Genomic DNA, 17,830 nt, shown 5'->3' on the forward strand with positions numbered 1-17,830 from the left:
GCGAGACCGGGGATCGGTCTCGGACGCAAGGCCCGGTTCTGAACCCGATCCCGGATCGACGCCGACGCGTCGTCCGGGACGGCGTCCGTCTTGCTCAGAGGCCTTCGAACAGCGCCGTCGAGAGATAGCGTTCGGCGAAGCTCGGGATGATCGTGACGATCGTCTTGCCCGCCGCTTCCGGCCGCGCGCCGATCTCAAGCGCAGCCGCGACGGCCGCTCCCGACGAGATGCCGACCGGAACGCCCTCGAGACGGGCGATCAGACGCGCGGTCTCGAACGAGGTCTGGTTTCCGACCGTCACGACCTCGTCGATCACCGATCGGTCGAGCACCCCCGGCACGAAACCCGCCCCAATGCCCTGGATCTTGTGCGGGCCGGGCTGGCCGCCCGAGAGGACGGGGGAATCCTCAGGCTCGACCGCGACGATGCGCAGCGAGGCCTTGCGGGGCTTCAGCACCTGGCCGACGCCGGTGATCGTGCCGCCGGTGCCGACGCCGGCCACGACGTAGTCGACGGCGCCGTCGGTGTCGTTCCAGATCTCCTCCGCGGTCGTGCGGCGATGGATCTCCGGGTTTGCGGGGTTCTCGAACTGCTGCGGGATCACCGCGTTCGGGATTTCCTTGACGAGCTCCTGTGCGCGGGCGACGGCGCCCTTCATGCCCTTCGGCCCCTCGGTCAGCACGAGCTCGGCGCCGAGAAGGGCGAGCATCTTGCGACGCTCGATCGACATGGTCTCGGGCATCACCAGGATCAGCCGGTAACCGCGGGCGGCCGCAACGAAGGCGAGGGCGATGCCGGTGTTGCCGGAGGTCGGCTCCACGATCACGCTGTCGGGCTTCAGGATGCCGTCGCGCTCGAGCGCGTCGATCATCGCGACGCCGATGCGGTCCTTGACGCTCGAGATCGGGTTGAAGAACTCGAGCTTGGCGAGGATGTTCGCCTTGACGCCCTTATGGGCGGCGAGCCGGTCGAGCCGGACCAGCGGCGTGTCGCCGATGGTGTCCGTGATCGAGTCGTAGACGCGGCCGCGGCCATAGACGCGGGCGGGGGTCTCTTCAGGTTTCAGAGCGGGCTGGCTCATAACGATCTCCTCGCGCCGGCCCTCAGGGCCTCGGCGGCCTCTTCGCTTTATCGCCCCGAAGATAGTCTTCTTACAGCCGAATGTCGATGAACTCTATAATCTACATAAACTAGATCGTGAAATCATAGGCCGGACGGTTGTCGCCGAACACCCGCCGGCGCTCAGCCTCCGTGCAAAGCTCCTCGACGTTGATCTCGTCGAGCCGCTCGAGAAAAGCCTCGGACGCAGAGCGGATCATCGGGGTCACGACATGGGCGACCAGCGGCGACACGTCGTCCTCCGCCTTGGGCTCCGACAATGCGGGGTCGCTCGGATCGTCCGGCTCGCCGAGCGCCGCGCGGACGATGTCGGCGATCGTTATGCGCCGGCGCTCACGGGCCAGTTCGTAGCCTCCCCTCGGACCCCTCACGCCCTTGAGGATGCCGGCCCGCACCAGAACCTGGAGCAGCGTCTCGAGGTGACGCGGCGGCAGGCCGTGCCGGGCCGCAAGCGTCTTGGCGGCGATCGGAGTGGGGCGGGCGTGATAGGCGATGTCCACGACGGCGGCGACGGCCAGAAGGCTCCGGCGCGGCAACAGGTTCATGACGTCTCCTTCCGGACTCACCACCCCGTCGAGCCGAAGCCGCCCTTCCCCCGTCCGCTGGCGTCGAGCGCGTCGTGCGTTACGACGACCGCGTGCTCGACAGCCGCCACCACAAGTTGCGCGATGCGCGCTCCCCGCTCGACGGAAAATGGTTCGGTTCCGAAATTGACGAGTAGGACTTTGACCTCGCCGCGATAATCCGAGTCGACCGTTCCCGGCGTGTTGAGCACCGTCACCCCATGGCGGAGCGCGAGGCCTGAGCGCGGCCGGACCTGACCTTCGAAGCCCTTAGGCAACTGGAGCGACAGACCTGTCGGGACAAGGGCGCGGCCGCCCGGCGGAATAAGTATCGGAGCGTCCTTGTCGACCGCTGCGCGCAGATCGAGCCCGGCCGCGCCCTCGGTCTCGTAGGCCGGCGGAGAAAGATCGGCGCCGTGCGGCAGGAGGAGAACCCGGAGCTCGATCACGACGCGCCTCCCAGAACCTCAGCGATGCGGGCGACCAGCGCCTCGGCGACCGCGGCCTTGCTCATCGCGGGCCAGGACTCGACGCCTGCGGGACCGACGACGTGCACGGTATTGTCATCGCCGCCCATCACGCCGCCCGCGGGCGAAACGTCGTTGGCGACGATGAAGTCGGCGGCCTTGCGGACGAGCTTCGCCTTGGCGTTCTCGACGACGTTCTCGGTCTCCGCCGCGAAGCCGACCACCAGGGTCGGGCGGTTCGCCCCTCGGGCGACCGTCGCCAGGATGTCGGGGTTCTCGACCAGCGCCAGCAGGGGCGGGCCGCCGGCGCCTTTCTTGATCTTCTGCGAGGCGTCTTCGGCGACCCGCCAGTCGGCGACGGCGGCCGCGAACACCGCGACGTCGGCGGGCAGCGCCGCCTCGACGGCCGCCAGCATCTGGCGCGCCGTCTCGACGCGCACGACCGCGACACCTGCAGGATCTGCGATCGCGACCGGCCCCGAGACCAGCGTGACGTCGGCGCCCGCGCGCGCCGCCGCGGCGGCGATCGCGTGGCCCTGGCGGCCGGACGAGCGGTTCGCCAGCACCCGTACGGGGTCGATCGGCTCGTGCGTCGGACCGGACGTCACCAGCACGCGGCGGCCCGCAAGGGGTTTCGAGCCGCCGCCGAGCAGCCCTTCGGCCGCGGCGACGATCTCCAGCGGCTCGCTCATGCGGCCGAGGCCGCTCTCGCCGCGCTCGGCCATCAAGCCGGTCGCCGGGCCGACGAAGGCGACGCCGTCGGCTTTAAGCCGGGCGACGTTGCGGCGGGTGGCGGCGTGCGCCCACATCGTCGGGTTCATCGCGGGCGCTGCGAGCACGGGCGCGGTCGTCGCGAGCAGCGCGGTGGATGCGAGGTCGTTGGCTAGCCCGTTCGCCATCTTGGCGAGCAGGTCCGCGGTCGCGGGCGCCACGATCACGAGATCGGCGTCGCGGGCGAGCCGGATATGGCCGACGTCGTGCTCATCGGTGAGGTCGAACAGGTTCTGGAACGCCCGCTCGCCGGTCAGCGTCGCCACCGAGAGCGGCGTGACGAACTCGGCTGCGGCGGGGGTGAGGATCGCGCGCACCGAATGCCCGCGCTCCTTGAGCCTCCGGATCAGGTCAAGCGACTTGTAGGCCGCGACGCCGCCGCCGATGACGAGCAGGATGCGGGAGGAGCTCACGGTCTTTCGGCCGGCGTTTCTTCGACCGCGCCGTCCGCCGTTTCTCCGGCGTCGCAGCCCTCCCGAGCGGCGATCCGCTCAAGCGCCGCCGACAATTCATCCCTGATTTCGATGATAAGGTCGTCCATCGCGCAGCCTTCAGCGTCGCTCACAAAGCGAACAGATACACCACCAGCGAGATCGCGATCACCCACAACGCCAGGTCGCCGGCGAAGCCGCGGCGGCGGACGGCCCTTGCGATCCTCTCGACGCTGTCGGGCGAGAAAGTGACGCCGCCGCGGACGACGTCCTCCAGCTCCACCGCCGTGCGCTCGATCCCGAGCAGCAGATCCGGCAGGCGGGAGGCGCCCAAAGCGAGCTTGCGGAGTTCCGACGTTGCGGTCTCGGCGATCCCGAGCGGCCCGAGATTGCGCTCGAGCCATTCCCGGACCACGGGATCTGCGGTCCGCCACATGTCGAGCTTCGGGTCGAGCGTGCGCGCGACGCCCTCGACGACGACCATGGTCTTCTGCAGCATCAGCAGCTCGGGCCGCGTCTGCATGTTGAACAGCTCCGTCACCTCGAACAGCAGCGTCAGCAGCTTCGCCATCGAGATCTGGTCGGCGGTGCGGGAATGGATCGGCTCGCCGATCGCGCGGAGCGCCCGCGCGAACTCGGCGACGCTCTCGCCTTGCGGCACGTAGCCCGCCTCGAAATGCACCTCGGCGATGCGCTTGTAGTCGCGCACGATGAAGCCGTGGAGGATCTCGGCGAGGAAGCGGCGCTCCTTCGGCCCGAGCCGCCCGGTGATGCCGAAGTCGACCGCGACCAGCGCGCCGCCGGCGTCGACGAACAGGTTTCCGGGGTGCATGTCGGCGTGGAAGAAGCCGTCGCGCATCGCGTGGCGCAGGAAGGTCTGCATCAGGTGCCGCCCGAGCGCGGGCAGATCGTGGCCGGCGGCGGCGAGAGCCTCGCGGTCGGACAGCTTGACGCCGTCGACCCATTCGAGCGTCAGCACGCCGCGCGCGGTCCGCTCCCAGTCGACGGCCGGCACGCGGAAGCCGGGGTCGGACGCGGTGTTCTCCGCGATCTCGGAGAGAGCCGCCGCCTCCAGCCGCAGGTCCATCTCGATCGCGACCGAGCGGGCGAGCGTCTGAACGATGACGACCGGCTTCAGGCGCCGCGTTTTCGGAACCCAGCGCTCGATGAGCTCGGCGACGGCGAAGAAGGCTGAAAGATCCTGCGCGAAACGCCGCGCCACCCCGGGCCGCAGGATCTTGACGGCGACGGCCCGTTCGACGCCGTCGAAGTCCCGCACCGTGGCCCGGTGCACCTGGGCGATGGAGGCCGCGGCGACCGCGGGGCCGATCGTCAGATAGACAGCCGCGACCGGCTTCCCGAGCGCCTCGGCGATCGCCGCTTCCGCGATCTCCTGCGGGAACGGCGCCACGCGGTCGTGCAGCAGTTCGAGGTCGCGGGCGACCTTGAAGCCGACGACGTCCGCGCGGGTCGCAAGGAACTGGCCGAGCTTGACGTAGGAGGGTCCGAGCCGCTGCAGGGCGCGGGCGAGACCCACGCCGCCGTCGCGCGCCGAGCGTTTCTCGACGATGCGGCCGAGCCTGACGAGCGTGCGAACCGCCGGCGGCAGATCGAGCGGATCGGCGAGCCTCAACGCGCCCTCGCGCGCCATGACGAAGCCGGCGCGGGCGAGACGGACGAGGTTCGGAAGCGCTCTCAGCATGGCTGAACGAACATGCGACCGGAGACCATTCGCACGCTTCGAGCTGCGCCGTCGGCCCCGCTCAGCACGAGGGACGCCGAAGACCCACAAGCCTGCTCATGCCGAGACGCCGACCAGCGGCCTGCGTCTCGAAGCGCCCACACCGTCTCGGCGGCCACCGTCAGATCCGGAAGCCGACATGGAGCGCCGCCACGCCGCCCGTCATCGGGGTCGCCGTCACCTGCTCGAAGCCGGCGTCGCGCATCATGTTCGCGAAGGTCTCGGCGTCGGGGAAACGGCGGATCGACTCGACGAGATAGCGATAGGGCTCGCCGTCGCCCGCCACCAGCTTGCCGAGCCGTGGGATCACCCCGAACGAAAAGGCGTCGTAGATCCGCGCCAGCCCCGGCACGTCGACCTTCGAGAACTCCAGCACAAGGAGATGTCCGCCGGGCTTCAGCACGCGGCGCATCTCCTTCAGCGCGACGGGGATGCGCGGCACGTTGCGGATGCCGAAGGCGATGGTGACCGCGTCGAAGGACGAGGACGGGAAGGGCAGCTCCTCGGCGTTGCCCTGGATGAACGTCACCCGGTCGGAGAGCCTGCGCTTGGCGGCGCGCGCGGCGCCGACGTCGAGCATGGCGTCATTGATGTCGAACACCGTCACCGCGACGCCCGGACCGCCGGCCGCGATCGCGCGGAAGGCGATGTCGCCGGTGCCGCCCGCGACGTCGAGGAGAGTGAATTGGCGCGCGCCCTTCGGCAGGCCGATCGCGGTCGTCATCGCCGACTTCCACGCCCGGTGCAGGCCGCCCGACATCAGGTCGTTCATCACGTCGTAGCGCGAGGCGACCTTGTGGAAGACGTCGTCGACCAGGCCCTGCTTCTGGCCGAGCGGGACCTCGGCGAAGCCGAAATGCGTTTCGTTCTCGGAGGCTGCGCGGTCCATGGAGGTCCTTGGGGAGCGTCGGGCGGCGGACCCTAGCGCCGCTCCCGACCGCGCGCTAGGGTCCGCGCCGCCGACGGCCGGAGCGGCCGCGCACCTTAGAGCGGCCCATGGACCCTTATCTCTGGATCAAGACGCTGCACGTCGTGGCCGTCATCTCGTGGATGGCGGCGATGCTCTATCTGCCGCGGCTGTTCGTCTATCACGCCGGAGCAGCCGCGGGCTCCGAGCTTTCGGAGACGTTCAAGGTCATGGAGCGCCGCCTGCTCCGGGGCATCGCGACGCCCGCCATGATCGTGAGCTGGATCGCCGGGCTGCTGCTTGTCTGGAAGGGCGGCTGGATGACGGCCGGCTGGCTGCACGGCAAGCTGCTGTTCGTCGTGATCCTGTCGGGAATCCACGGAATGCTCGCCCGTTTCACCCGTGATTTCGCCAATGACCGCAACCGCAAGACGGCGAAATTCTACCGTGTCCTCAACGAAGTTCCCGCCGTCCTGATGCTGGCGATCGTAGCTCTCGTGATCATCAAGCCGTTCTAGAACCTCCGCGATAAGCTGAATTCGACGTGATGACTGCGGATCGCTCTTGTCGACGGCGATCCCAACCGGTATGTGTGCGTTCTCTCTCAAGTCGGCGCAAAGCGCGCGAGCGCAGGCCCAGCCCAAGCGCATCCCGCTCGGCGACGCGATCCACCCCAGCGATCGCCCCCCGGCTGCGGAAGGTTCCCGAACCTTTCGCCTGTGCCCGTCTCAATTCCCTCCTGTTGCGCCCGGCTCACCAAATTGCCGGACTCCATCTCCAAAAGGCCTTCGATGCCCGAAATCAGGCTCTTCGATCTCAAGGCGAAATCGCCGACCGACCTTCTCACCCAGGCGGACGAGCTCGAGGTCGAGAACGCGAGCACCCTGCGCAAGCAGGAACTGCTCTTCGCGATCCTCAAGCAGCTCGCGGCGCGCGAGGTCGACATCATCGGCACCGGCGTCGTCGAGGTGCTCCAGGATGGGTTCGGCTTCCTCCGGTCGCCCGATGCGAACTACCTTCCCGGCCCGGACGACATCTACATCTCTCCCTCCCAGATCCGGCGCTTCTCGCTCCGCACCGGCGACACGGTCGAGGGCCAGATCCGGTCTCCGAAGGACGGCGAACGCTATTTCGCGCTGCTCAAGGTCAACACGATCAACTTCGAGGACCCGGACAAGGCGCGTCACAAGGTCCATTTCGACAATCTGACGCCGCTCTATCCGGACGAGCGGCTGAAGATGGAGATCGACAACCCGACCAAGAAAGACATGTCGACCCGCGTGATCGACATCGTCGCGCCGCTCGGCAAGGGCCAGCGCGCGCTGATCGTCGCTCCGCCGCGCACCGGCAAGACGGTCATGATGCAGAACATCGCGACCGCGATCGCCGCCAACCACCCCGAATGCTTCCTGATCGTGCTGCTGATCGACGAGCGGCCGGAGGAAGTGACCGACATGCAGCGCTCTGTGAAGGGTGAGGTGATCTCCTCGACCTTCGACGAGCCGGCCTCGCGCCATGTCCAGGTCGCCGAGATGGTGATCGAGAAGGCCAAGCGCCTCGTCGAGCATGGCCGCGACGTCGTCATCCTGCTGGATTCGATCACGCGCCTGGGCCGCGCCTACAACACCGTCGTTCCGTCGTCGGGCAAGGTGCTGACGGGCGGCGTGGACGCCAACGCCCTGCAGCGGCCGAAGCGCTTCTTCGGCGCGGCGCGCAATATCGAGGAAGGCGGCTCGCTGACGATCATCGCCTCCGCGCTCATCGACACCGGCAGCCGCATGGACGAGGTGATCTTCGAAGAGTTCAAGGGCACCGGCAACTCGGAAATCATCCTCGACCGCAAGGTCTCGGACAAGCGCACCTTCCCGTCGATGGACATCACGCGCTCCGGCACGCGCAAGGAAGAGCTCATCGTCCCGCCCGACACGCTCAAGAAGATGTATGTGCTCCGCCGCATCCTCAATCCGATGGGCACCGTCGACGCGATCGAGTTCCTGCTCGACAAGCTGCGCTCGACCAAGACCAACGCCGACTTCTTCGAGTCGATGAACACGTAAAACGACGAACAGCCGGAAACCTCGCCGTTCCAGCCCGGAACCGGCGAGGTTTTCGCTCCCGGCCCGATGCCGGACTTGCGCTCGCGCCTTATCTCGTGGTCCGGATGCGGCCATGGCGAACCCCACGATGATCCGAAGGCTGTTCGCGACGACCATCGCAGTCGCGACGCTGTGGGCCGCGGCTGCTCTGCCGGCGGTCGCGGAGGAGCTGCGTTTCCCGAGCTTCACGGGCTATGTCGTCGACGCGGCGAACATCCTTCCGGCGGACGCCGAGAGCGCGCTCTCGGACAAGCTCAAGGGCTTTCAGGAAAAGAGCGGCCACCAGTTCGCGGTCGCCACCGTGCCGTCGCTGCAGGGGACGACCGTCGAGGATTTCGCCAACCGGCTGTTCCGCGAGTGGAAGCTCGGCGACGCCACGCGCAACGACGGCGTTCTCATGCTGGTCGCCCCGACCGAGCGCAAGGTTCGCATCGAGGTCGGCTACGGCCTTGAGGGCGACCTGACCGACCTCGTCTCGCACTTCATCATCCAGAACGCCGTGCTGCCCCGCTTCAAGGCGGGAGACATGCCGGGCGGCGTCTCGCGCGGCGTCGACGACGTGATCGCGGTGTTCTCCGGCCAGGCCGAGGACTACAAGGCGCGCGCCGCCGCGACCGAGGACGACGGCGAGCTGCCGCTCGAGACCAAGGTCTTCCTGGTCTGCTTCGTCCTGCTGTTCCTCTACATCTTCTGGCAGTCCTTCCGCGGCGGCGGAGGCGGCGGCCGTGGGCGGCGCGCGAGCCCCTGGATCATCGGCGGCCCCGGCGGCTGGTCGGGCGGAGGCGGCGGTTTTTCGGGCGGAGGCGGTTTTGGCGGCGGGGGCGGCGGCTCGTCCGGCGGCGGCGGAGCGTCCGGCGGATGGTGAGCCAGGCGCAAAAGCCCTTCGTCGCGCTGACCGACGCCGACCGGGCGCGCGTCGCGGAGGCGGTGCGCAAAGCGGAGGCGAACACCGCCGCGGAAATCGTCGTGATGATCGAGACCGATCCCTGCGACGAGGTCGACGCGACGGTCGCGCTGATCGCAGCCGCCCTGCTCGCGATCTCCACCGCCGCGCCGATGTCGCTCACCGGCGCATCGCTCGAAGTCATCGTCATCGTTCAGATCGTGGCGTTCGCGGCCCTGGCCGCGCTCGGGCGGTCGACCCGGATCAGGCGGGCGCTGTTCATCGACCGGCTGCCGTCCTCGGCCGCGAGGCGCGCAGCCCATAGGGCCTTCGCCGAGCTCGGCCTGCAGCGCACCAAGGGGCGGACCGCCGTGCTGATCCACGTCGCGCTCGCCGACCGTCACGTCGAGGTCATCGCGGACGAGGGCGTGCATGAGGCGGTCGCCCCGGAGACATGGCGCGAGAGCGTCCACGCGATCGTCACCGCCGCGCGCAGCGGCAGGCTGGTGGACGGGATCGTCGCGGCGGTCGAGCGCTGCGGCGCGGGCCTGGCCGAGGCGCTGCCGCCTCAGCCCGGCCTCGGCGACGAACTGCCGAACGCGCCCGTGACGCGCTGAGCCGGCCGGGAAATCGTCATGCCCGGCTTCGCCGGGCATGACGGCTCGTTTCATCCTGAAGCGCTCGCCTTTACCGGTTCCTGAAAACCGGCTTTCGCTTTTCGACGAAGGCGGCCATGCCTTCCTTCTGATCCTCGGTCGCGTAGAGCGCCTGGAAGGTCCGGCGCTCGAAGCGCACGCCTTCGGTCAGGCTCGATTCGGCTGCGACCTGGACCGCCTCCTTCGCCGCGAGCGCCGCGATGCGCGAGAACGACGCGATCTTCGCCGCGGCCTCCAACGCCTCGTCGAGAACGCGTTCGGGCGCGACGACCCGGGAGACGAGGCCGGACCCTTCGGCTTCCGCCGCATCCATCATCCGGCCGGTGAGGATGAGGTCCATTGCCTTGGCCTGGCCGACGGCGCGCGCGAGCCGCTGGGTGCCGCCGAAGCCCGGCATGATGCCGAGCGTGATCTCAGGCTGGCCGAACCTGGCGTCGTCGGCCGCTATGACGATGTCGCACATCATGGCGAGCTCGCACCCGCCGCCGAGCGCGTAGCCGGCGACCGCGGCGATCAGCGGCTTCCTGAGCGCCGACACCCGCTTCCAGTCCGACACGAAGTCCTGGAGATAGGCCTCGGCGTAGGTCTTCGCCGCCATCTCCTTGACGTCGGCGCCGGCCGCGAACGCCTTCTCGCCGCCCGCCACCACCATCGCGCCGATGGCGTCGTCCGCTTCGAAGGCCTCGAGGGCCGAGCAAAGCTCCCTGATCAGCTGCGCGTTCAGCGCGTTCAGCGCCTTCGGTCGGTTCAGCGTGACGAGCCCGACGGCGCCGCGGGTCTCGACGAGGATGGTTTCGTAAGCGTCGGTCATCGGGCCTCGCTCATAGCACGCGTCACTTCTGGCATGCCGGGCAGAAGAACGTCGAGCGCCCCGTCTGGACGATCCGCTTGACCACGCCGCGGCATCCGGGCGTCGGGCAGGGCTCGTCCTCGCGATCGTAGACGCGGAACGAGTGCTGGAAATAGCCGAGTTCTCCGTCGGCATGCGCAAAGTCCCGCAGCGTCGAGCCGCCGGCGGCGATCGCGTCCTCCAGCACCTGACGGATCGACCGGGCGAGCTCGTCAGCCTGTCGCGGCTTCAGGGTTCCGGCGAGCCGGAGCGGGGACAGCCTCGCCCGGTGCAGCGCCTCGCAGACATAGATGTTGCCGAGGCCGGCGATCAGCCGCTGGTCGAGCAGCGCGGCCTTCAGGCTGGTCTGTTTGCCCGCGAACAGCTTTGCGATCAGCGCGCCGTCGAGTTCGTTGCCCAGAGGCTCGACGCCGACGTGCCGGAACAGCGGATGCGCCATCAGCGTCTCGCGCGGGATCAGCGCCATGAAGCCGAAGCGGCGGGGGTCGTTGTAGGTGACGGTCGCCCCGCCCGAGAGTTCGAAGGCGACGTGGTCGTGGGCCACGGCCTTGGAGCGCGGGTGATGGAATGCGCCGGGCGCGGCGCCGCTCTCCGGCGGCAGCACGCGGAACGAGCCGGACATGCCGAGATGCATGACCAGCGTCTCGCCGTCGTCGAGGTCCGCCAGCAGGTATTTCGCCCGCCGGCCGAGGGAGACCACGGTGCGTCCGGAAAGCCGCTCTGCGAACCTCTCAGGGAACGGGAAACGCAGGTCCGGACGCCTGGCCTCCACCCGCTCGATGCGCCGGCCCTCCATCACGGGGGCGAGCCCGCGGCGGACGGTTTCGACTTCGGGAAGCTCGGGCATCAGAACTATCCCGTCAGCCAGCCCGCCGCCTCACCCGCGCGACCAGCTGGGCGACATGCTCGGGCGGGGTCTGCTGCCGGACGCCGTGGCCGAGGTTCACGATCAGCGGGGCGCCGCCAAGCGCCTCCAGCACGAGATCGACGGCGCGGTCGAGCGCGGCGCCGCCCGCGACCAGCGCGATCGGATCGACGGCGCCCTGCAGCGCGATGTCGTAAGGCACGACGGATCGGGCGGCGGCGAGATTCTCGGACGTCGCGAGGCCGAACGCATCGGCCGGGACCGCGCTCGCAAAACCTCCGAGCTTGGCGCCGGCGCCGCGGGCGAAAGCCAGGATCTTCGCGCCCGGAACCTGTTCCCGGACCTTCTCGCAGAGCGCCTTGATCGGCGCCGTCGACCAGCGGGCGAATTCGGCGGGCGGCAGGTCGCCGGCCCAGCTGTCGAAGATCTGGACGGCGTCCGCGCCCGCCCTGAGCTGGGCGACGAGATGTGCGACCGACGCCTCGACCAGCCGGTCGATCAGCTCGGCGAAACCATCGGGGTCGAGATAGGCCATCAGGCGGGCCGGGGCCTGCTCGTCGCCGCCGCGGCCGGCGACCATGTAGGTCGCGACGGTGTAGGGCGCGCCGCAGAAGCCGATAAGAGCCTTGTCCGGCGCCAGCTCGGCGCGGACGCGCGAGACGGTCTCATAGACCGGCGACAGCATGTCGAGGTCGATCGCCTCCCTCAGCCGCCTGAAGTCGGCGCGGGAGGTCAGGGGGTCGAGCCGCGGGCCTTCGCCTTCGACGAACCGCACCTCCTGCCCGAGCGCATGCGGCACGACCAGGATGTCGGAGAACAGGATCGCCGCGTCGAGGTCGAACCGCCGGATCGGCTGGAGCGTGACTTCGGTCGCGAGCGCCGGATTGTAGCAGAGGTCGAGGAAGCTGCCGGCCTCGGCGCGGAGCGCGCGATATTCCGGCAGATAGCGTCCGGCCTGTCGCATCAGCCAGACCGGAGGGACCGAAAGCGTCTTTCCGGAAAGCGTATCGAGAAAGCGCGAGCCGTCTCTTTTCGTCGGCTCACTCACAGGACCGCTCACTCGATCTCCCTTCCCCAGACTCTTAGACCTAAATCTTCTGCTTCTTTTTCTAGGGGGTCGAATTATAGCCGTTCCAGACGCTCCACAAGCCGTCCACACCTAGCGCTCCGTTAACCAAGCGTTAAGACCTGAGGCTGAGAGCGGGTTAACGGGTTGTTAACACTCTCCACCGGACCCCGCGGTCCGCACTCCCGGCGCGGAGCGGTGTTGATGAAAATCGCGGGCTCGGCGACAGTGCGGTCGCATTCGGGACCGGAGGTCGTTTTCATCCACACAAGTCCACCGATCCGTCGACAGCCGCTCCCCAGCTTCGCGACCCCCCGATGAACCCGCCGCCATCGTTCCATTTCCACCTGGTGTCCGACGCGACCGGCGAGACGCTGGTCGCGGTGGCGCGCGCCGCAGCGTCCCAATACGCGGGAGTGACGAGCGTGGAGCACATGCATCCGCTCGTGCGCTCCGCCCGGCAGCTCGAACGGGTGCTGGACGAGATCGCGGCGGCGCCCGGCATCGTCCTCTACACGCTCGTCGACGAGGACCTGATCGAGACGCTGGAGGCGCGTTGCCGCGAGCTCAACTGCCCCTCGCTCTCGGTCCTGGCGCCGGTGTTCCAGCTGCTGCGGTCCTATCTCGGCGCCGAGCAGGCCAACACGCCCGGCGCCCAGCATGTGCTGAACGACGGCTATTTCCGGCGGATCGACGCGCTGAACTACACGATGGCGCATGACGACGGCCAGGACGGCCAGTATCTCGCCGAAGCCGACGTCATCCTGCTCGGAGTGAGCCGCACCTCCAAGACGCCGACCTCGATCTATCTCGCCAACCGCGGCGTGAAGACGGCGAACATTCCGCTCGTTCCGGACCTGCCGCCGCCGCCCGGACTCGAGAATCTCAAAGGCCCGCTGATCGTCGGCCTCGTCGCCTCGCCCGAGCGGATCGTCGCGATCCGGCACAACCGGCTGCTCGGGCTCGAAGGCGACATGGCCGGCCGGTTGAGCGAAGGCAATTACGTCGATCCAGGCTCAGTCGCTTCCGAGATCATGGCCTCGCGCCGGTTCTGCGCCCGGCATGGCTGGCCGACGATCGACGTCACGCGGCGCTCGATCGAGGAGACGGCCGCCGCCATCCTCGCCATGCTGACGGAGCACCGCGCCGATCTTGCGGCTGAGCGCGCGTGAGCCTCTTCTGGCTTGAGCCGCGGCCGCTCGTGCTGGCGTCCAAAAGCGCGATCCGGGCGACGATCCTGAGGGACGCCGGCCTCGATCCGGAGATCCTGCCGTCCGCCGTCGACGAGCGCGTGCTCGAGGCGTCGCTGAGCCCGTCCGAGGCCACCCCGTCGGGCGTCGCCGCAGCTCTCGCGCGCGCAAAAGCCGTCGACGTCTCGAACCGCGCGCCCGGCCGGCTCGTCGTGGGCTGCGACCAGACGCTTTCGCTCGATGGCGAGCGCTTCACCAAGCCCGTCGACCGGAACGCAGGCCGCAGCCAGCTTTCGCGCCTGTCGGCCAGGACCCACATGCTGGCGTCCGGCGTCGCTCTGGCCCGCGACGGGGCAGCGCTCTGGACCGGCGTCGACGAGGCGCTGCTCACCATGCGGCCACTGTCGGCGGAGTTCATCGATCGCTATCTCGCAGCCGCCGGCGACGGGATTCTGGCGAGCGTCGGCGGCTACCAGTATGAGGGTCTCGGGGCGCATCTGTTCGCCCGCGTCGAGGGGGACACGCGCACCATCCTCGGCCTGCCGCTGCTGCCGCTGCTCAAGGCGTTGCGCGATCTCGGAGCCGTCGCGTCATGAGTTTTCCGAAGGCCTGCGTGATGGGCTGGCCGGTCTCCCAGTCGCGTTCGCCGCTGATCCACGGCTATTGGCTGAAGCTCCATGGCGTCGCGGGCTCCTACGAGCGCGCCGAAGTGACGGCGGAGGATTTTCCGGCCTTCGTGCGGGATCTCGCGGGTCACGGCTTCGTCGGCGGCAACGTCACCGTGCCGCACAAGGAAGCGGCTTACGCCGCGCTCGAAGAGGCCGACCCAAGCGCGGCCGCCCTCGGCGCGGCCAACACGCTGTGGCTGGAGGACGGCCGGCTGAAGGGCGCGAACACCGATGGCTTCGGCTTCCTGGCGAATCTCGACGCGGCCGCGCCCGGCTGGGAGGGCAGGCGCTGGCTCGCGGTGGTGCTCGGCGCCGGCGGCGCCGCGCGCGCCGTCGTCCACGCTCTGCGCGAGCGGGGCTTTTCACGCGTCGCGGTGGTCAACCGCACCGTCTCGCGCGCGCTCGAGGTCTCGCGGCTCGCGGGCTCCGCGGGCGAGGCCTACGGGCCTGACGATCTGCCGGAACTGCTCGCGGAGGCGGGACTGCTGGTGAACGCCACCTCCCTTGGCATGGTCGGCAAGGACCGGCTGCCGATAGACCTCTGGACGCTTCCGCGCTCGGCCGTCGTCACCGACCTCGTCTATGCGCCGCTCGAAACCGAGCTCCTCGCCGCCGCCCGCGCCCGCGGCAACGTCGCGGTCGACGGCCTCGGCATGCTGCTCCACCAGGCGGTTCCGGGCTTCGAGCGCTGGTTCGGCGTGAAGCCCGAGGTGACGGAGGAGCTGCGCCGGCTGGTCGCCGCGGATATCGTGGGGGCGTGAGTTTGAATCTCCGCCGTCGTCCTCCGGCTTGACCGGAGGACCCATCTCGGGCGTCGAGCTCGGTGAACATGGGCGGTCCGGTCAAGCGGACCACGACGAGCATCGAAAGGGAGGTCAGTACACAATGCTCGTGATCGGCCTCACCGGCTCCATCGGCATGGGCAAGAGCACGACCGCGCGACTGTTCGCGGAGGAGGGCGCGGCGGTTCACGACGCCGACGCCACGGTGCATGCGCTCTATGGCGGACCGGCCGCGCCGCTGATCGAGGCGGCGTTTCCCGGAACGGTTCGCGACGGCGTCGTCGATCGCAAGGAGCTGGGGACGAGGGTGCTCGGCGACGCCGCGGCGCTCGCGAAACTGGAGAGCATCGTCCATCCTCTGGTGCGCGAGGCGGAGCGCGCGTTTCTCAGCCGGGCCCGCGACGACGGGGCCGCCGTCGCCGTGCTCGACATTCCCCTGCTGTTCGAGACCGGGCGGGACCGGGACGTCGACAAGGTGGTGGTGGCGAGCGCCGGCGCCGAAGAGCAGCGCCGCCGCGTGATGGAGAGGCCGGGCATGACCGACGAGATCTTCAAGCGCGTGCTCGCGCGCCAGACGCCGGACGCCGAGAAGCGCGCCCGCGCCGACGCGGTGATCGACACCGGCCACGGGATCGAGCGCGCCCGCGCGCAGGTGCGCGCCGCCATCGCCGACTTCGCGGGGTCCTGAATGCGCGAGATCGTCCTCGACACCGAAACGACCGGCCTCGATCCACTGACCGGCGACCGGGTGGTCGAAATCGGCTGCGTCGAGCTGCTCAACCGGATCGCGACCGGCGCGAGCTACCACGTCTATCTCAACCCAGAGCGCGACATGCCGGAGGGCGCGTTCCGGGTGCACGGGCTGTCGAGCGAATTCCTGGCGGACAAGCCGCTGTTCGCCGACATTGCTGACGAGTTTCTGGCCTTCATCGACGATGGCTCGCTGGTCATCCACAACGCCGCCTTCGACATGGGCTTCCTGAACGCCGAACTGACTAGGGCGAAGCGGCCGCCGCTCGGCTATGAGCGCGTCATCGACACGCTGATGCTGGCTCGGCGCAAGAATCCGGGCGGCCAGAACTCGCTCGATTCGCTCTGCCAGCGCTACGGCATCGACAATTCGAGGCGCACCAAGCACGGCGCGCTGCTCGACAGCGAGATCCTCGCGGAGGTCTATCTCGAGCTGCTCGGCGGTCGGCAGGCCTCGCTCGGCCTGTCGCATCTCGACGGGGTCGGCTTCAGCAGCGGCAAGGCCGCGGCCCAGCGCCCGGTCCCGCTGCCGTCGCGGCTGACAGCCGCCGACATCGAGGTCCACCTCGCCTTCGTCGCCACGCTGAAGGAGCCGGTGTGGCGCGAATATTTCGCCGAGACCGAGGCGACCGTCGCAGCCCAGTAGCCGCCTTATCCCCGTGGAGCGCGGACCGAACCGCCGCGCCGTGTATCCTGGGCCGATGACCTATCCCCCCGCCGCCTCCTACTACGCCGCCGTCAACGAGGCGCCGGCGGCGCGCCCGCCGCTCGGCGGCGACAGGCGGGTCGACGTCGCGATCATCGGCGGCGGCTTCACCGGACTGTCCGCCGCGCTCCATCTCGCCGAGCAGGGCAAGGCGGTCGCGGTGCTGGAGCAGGCGCGGGTCGGTTGGGGCGCCTCGGGGCGCAACGGCGGTCAGGTCCATACCGGCCAGCGCCGCGAGCAGGACGAGCTCGAGACGCTCGCAGGCCTGCAGGACGCCCGGAAGCTCTGGGACATGGCGGAGGAGGCGAAGACCCTGCTGCGCGATCTCACCGGGCGGCGGGGGATCGACGTCCGATACGAGCCGGGCCTGATCCACGCCGACCACAAGCCGGCCTATGTCGCGCACACCCACGCTTATGTCCGCAAGCTCAGGGAGGACTACGGCTACGGCCATGTCGAGCCGCTCGACCGCGAGCAGCTTCGGGCGCTGGTGAAGAGCGACGGCTATCATGGCGGCTCGATCGACCACGGCGCCGGCCATCTCGACCCGCTGGCTCTGGCGTTCGGGCTCGCGCGCGCGGCGGAGGCGGCGGGCGCGACGATCTACGAGGGCGCGCGGGTCCGCCGCATCAGTCATGGCGGCCGGCCGACGCTGATGACCGACAAGGGCGCGGTTTCGGCCGACACCGTGCTGGTCTGCACCGACGGGCTGCTCGAGGGGGTGGATCGCCGGATCGAGGCGCATGTCGCGCCGATCGCGAACCACATCGCGACCACCGTCCCGCTCGGCGACCGGCTGGCCGAGGTCCTGACGAGCCGGGCGGCGGTCTCCGACAGCCGCTTCGTCGTCTACTACTACCGCCCGACGCCCGACGGACGGCTGCTGTTCGGCGGCGGCGAGACCTATTCCACCACCCTGCCGGCCGACGTCGCCCCGATCGTGCGGCGGCACATGCTGAGGGTGTTTCCGCAGCTCGAGAGCACGCCGATCGAGCACGCCTGGGGCGGGGTGCTCGGCGTCACGCCGACGCGGCTGCCCTTCGTGCGCGCGGTCAGCCCGAACGTGCTGGTCGCCGCCGGCTATTCCGGACAGGGCGTGCTGCTCGGGCCGCTGTTCGGCAAGATCCTGGCCGAGGCGACGGCCGGGCGGCTCGACCGCTTCGACCTGCTGGCGCGGCTGCCGGTCCCGAGCTTTCCGGGGGGCCGCCTGCTGCAGAAGCCGCTGCTCGTCGCCGCCATGAGCTATTACGCGCTCAGGGACAGGCTGTAGCGGTCAACTCCTCATTCCGGCCGCGCCTGCCCGGATGACGAACGGGCGC

At 69.4% G+C, this 17,830-nt stretch carries 20 protein-coding genes; 10 read left to right on the forward strand and 10 right to left on the reverse strand.

The window, feature by feature from the left end; all coding sequences use genetic code 11:
- Positions 1–94 precede the first annotated feature (94 nt).
- From cysK to ubiE, 7 genes are all read right to left on the reverse strand, one after another.
- Positions 95–1,081, reverse strand: coding sequence for a cysteine synthase A (cysK, locus tag PKE75_RS12135; RefSeq protein ID WP_271168985.1), 987 nt, complete (start codon positions 1,079–1,081; stop codon positions 95–97).
- Positions 1,082–1,190: 109 nt separating this feature from the next.
- Positions 1,191–1,664 (reverse strand): RrF2 family transcriptional regulator, encoded by a 474-nt coding sequence (locus tag PKE75_RS12140; RefSeq protein WP_271168986.1) that lies wholly within the window; start codon positions 1,662–1,664, stop codon positions 1,191–1,193.
- Positions 1,665–1,681: 17 nt separating this feature from the next.
- Positions 1,682–2,131 (reverse strand): dUTP diphosphatase, encoded by a 450-nt coding sequence (gene dut, locus PKE75_RS12145; RefSeq protein WP_271168987.1) that lies wholly within the window; start codon positions 2,129–2,131, stop codon positions 1,682–1,684.
- On the reverse strand, positions 2,128–3,333 hold the full coding sequence (gene coaBC / locus PKE75_RS12150; RefSeq protein WP_271168988.1) for a bifunctional phosphopantothenoylcysteine decarboxylase/phosphopantothenate--cysteine ligase CoaBC: 1,206 nt from the start codon (positions 3,331–3,333) through the stop codon (positions 2,128–2,130). The genes dut and coaBC overlap by 4 nt, the downstream gene beginning before the upstream one ends.
- Positions 3,330–3,527 carry a hypothetical protein gene (locus PKE75_RS12155; protein WP_271169196.1) on the reverse strand — a complete coding sequence of 66 codons (198 nt, stop codon included), beginning with the start codon at positions 3,525–3,527 and terminating at the stop codon, positions 3,330–3,332. The genes coaBC and PKE75_RS12155 overlap by 4 nt, the downstream gene beginning before the upstream one ends.
- Complete coding sequence (gene ubiB / locus PKE75_RS12160; RefSeq protein ID WP_271168989.1) at positions 3,482–5,053, reverse strand: 2-polyprenylphenol 6-hydroxylase; 1,572 nt, start codon at positions 5,051–5,053, stop codon at positions 3,482–3,484. Before ubiB ends, PKE75_RS12155 begins: the two co-directional genes overlap by 46 nt.
- Positions 5,054–5,213: 160 nt before the next feature.
- Positions 5,214–5,981 carry a bifunctional demethylmenaquinone methyltransferase/2-methoxy-6-polyprenyl-1,4-benzoquinol methylase UbiE gene (ubiE, locus tag PKE75_RS12165; RefSeq protein WP_271168990.1) on the reverse strand — a complete coding sequence of 256 codons (768 nt, stop codon included), beginning with the start codon at positions 5,979–5,981 and terminating at the stop codon, positions 5,214–5,216.
- Positions 5,982–6,088: 107 nt separating this feature from the next.
- Between ubiE and hemJ the strand changes: the two genes are divergently transcribed.
- From hemJ to PKE75_RS12185, 4 genes are all read left to right on the forward strand, one after another.
- On the forward strand, positions 6,089–6,517 hold the full coding sequence (gene hemJ, locus PKE75_RS12170) for a protoporphyrinogen oxidase HemJ (protein ID WP_271168991.1): 429 nt from the start codon (positions 6,089–6,091) through the stop codon (positions 6,515–6,517).
- A gap of 273 nt (positions 6,518–6,790) precedes the next feature.
- Positions 6,791–8,056 (forward strand): transcription termination factor Rho, encoded by a 1,266-nt coding sequence (gene rho, locus PKE75_RS12175; RefSeq protein WP_271168992.1) that lies wholly within the window; start codon positions 6,791–6,793, stop codon positions 8,054–8,056.
- 112 nt (positions 8,057–8,168) lie between these two features.
- Positions 8,169–8,960: a TPM domain-containing protein gene (locus PKE75_RS12180; protein ID WP_271168993.1), complete on the forward strand. Its 792-nt coding sequence runs from the start codon at positions 8,169–8,171 to the stop codon at positions 8,958–8,960.
- The gene (locus PKE75_RS12185) at positions 8,957–9,595 is read left to right on the forward strand and encodes a TPM domain-containing protein (RefSeq protein ID WP_271168994.1); all 639 of its coding nucleotides are present in this window, start codon (positions 8,957–8,959) and stop codon (positions 9,593–9,595) included. The genes PKE75_RS12180 and PKE75_RS12185 overlap by 4 nt, the downstream gene beginning before the upstream one ends.
- Before the next feature lie 70 nt (positions 9,596–9,665).
- On the opposite strand, the gene PKE75_RS12190 is transcribed toward PKE75_RS12185, so the two are convergent.
- Genes PKE75_RS12190 through hemE form a run of 3 tightly spaced genes read right to left on the reverse strand, consistent with a single transcriptional unit; the run spans position 9,666 to position 12,397 of the window.
- Entirely contained in the window at positions 9,666–10,445 is a 780-nt protein-coding gene (locus tag PKE75_RS12190; RefSeq protein ID WP_271168995.1) for an enoyl-CoA hydratase, read from the reverse strand.
- Positions 10,446–10,467: 22 nt separating this feature from the next.
- Positions 10,468–11,331, reverse strand: coding sequence for a bifunctional DNA-formamidopyrimidine glycosylase/DNA-(apurinic or apyrimidinic site) lyase (gene mutM, locus PKE75_RS12195; protein WP_271168996.1), 864 nt, complete (start codon positions 11,329–11,331; stop codon positions 10,468–10,470).
- Positions 11,332–11,344: 13 nt separating this feature from the next.
- Positions 11,345–12,397: a uroporphyrinogen decarboxylase gene (gene hemE / locus PKE75_RS12200; protein WP_271168997.1), complete on the reverse strand. Its 1,053-nt coding sequence runs from the start codon at positions 12,395–12,397 to the stop codon at positions 11,345–11,347.
- Positions 12,398–12,732: 335 nt separating this feature from the next.
- Between hemE and PKE75_RS12205 the strand changes: the two genes are divergently transcribed.
- The 6 genes from PKE75_RS12205 to PKE75_RS12230 all read left to right on the forward strand — a co-directional run bounded on the left by PKE75_RS12205 (position 12,733) and on the right by PKE75_RS12230 (position 17,781).
- Complete coding sequence (locus tag PKE75_RS12205) at positions 12,733–13,587, forward strand: pyruvate, water dikinase regulatory protein (RefSeq protein WP_271168998.1); 855 nt, start codon at positions 12,733–12,735, stop codon at positions 13,585–13,587.
- Positions 13,584–14,201, forward strand: coding sequence for a Maf family protein (locus PKE75_RS12210; RefSeq protein ID WP_271168999.1), 618 nt, complete (start codon positions 13,584–13,586; stop codon positions 14,199–14,201). Before PKE75_RS12205 ends, PKE75_RS12210 begins: the two co-directional genes overlap by 4 nt.
- The gene (locus PKE75_RS12215) at positions 14,198–15,034 is read left to right on the forward strand and encodes a shikimate dehydrogenase (protein WP_271169000.1); all 837 of its coding nucleotides are present in this window, start codon (positions 14,198–14,200) and stop codon (positions 15,032–15,034) included. Before PKE75_RS12210 ends, PKE75_RS12215 begins: the two co-directional genes overlap by 4 nt.
- Before the next feature lie 124 nt (positions 15,035–15,158).
- On the forward strand, positions 15,159–15,743 hold the full coding sequence (coaE, locus tag PKE75_RS12220) for a dephospho-CoA kinase (protein ID WP_271169001.1): 585 nt from the start codon (positions 15,159–15,161) through the stop codon (positions 15,741–15,743).
- Complete coding sequence (dnaQ, locus tag PKE75_RS12225; protein WP_271169002.1) at positions 15,744–16,451, forward strand: DNA polymerase III subunit epsilon; 708 nt, start codon at positions 15,744–15,746, stop codon at positions 16,449–16,451.
- A gap of 55 nt (positions 16,452–16,506) precedes the next feature.
- Complete coding sequence (locus PKE75_RS12230) at positions 16,507–17,781, forward strand: NAD(P)/FAD-dependent oxidoreductase (protein WP_271169003.1); 1,275 nt, start codon at positions 16,507–16,509, stop codon at positions 17,779–17,781.
- Positions 17,782–17,830: the final 49 nt, after the last annotated feature.

The sequence above is a fragment of the Hansschlegelia plantiphila genome (genome assembly GCF_027922265.1).
Classification (GTDB): Bacteria; Pseudomonadota; Alphaproteobacteria; order Rhizobiales; family Methylopilaceae; genus Methylopila; species Methylopila plantiphila.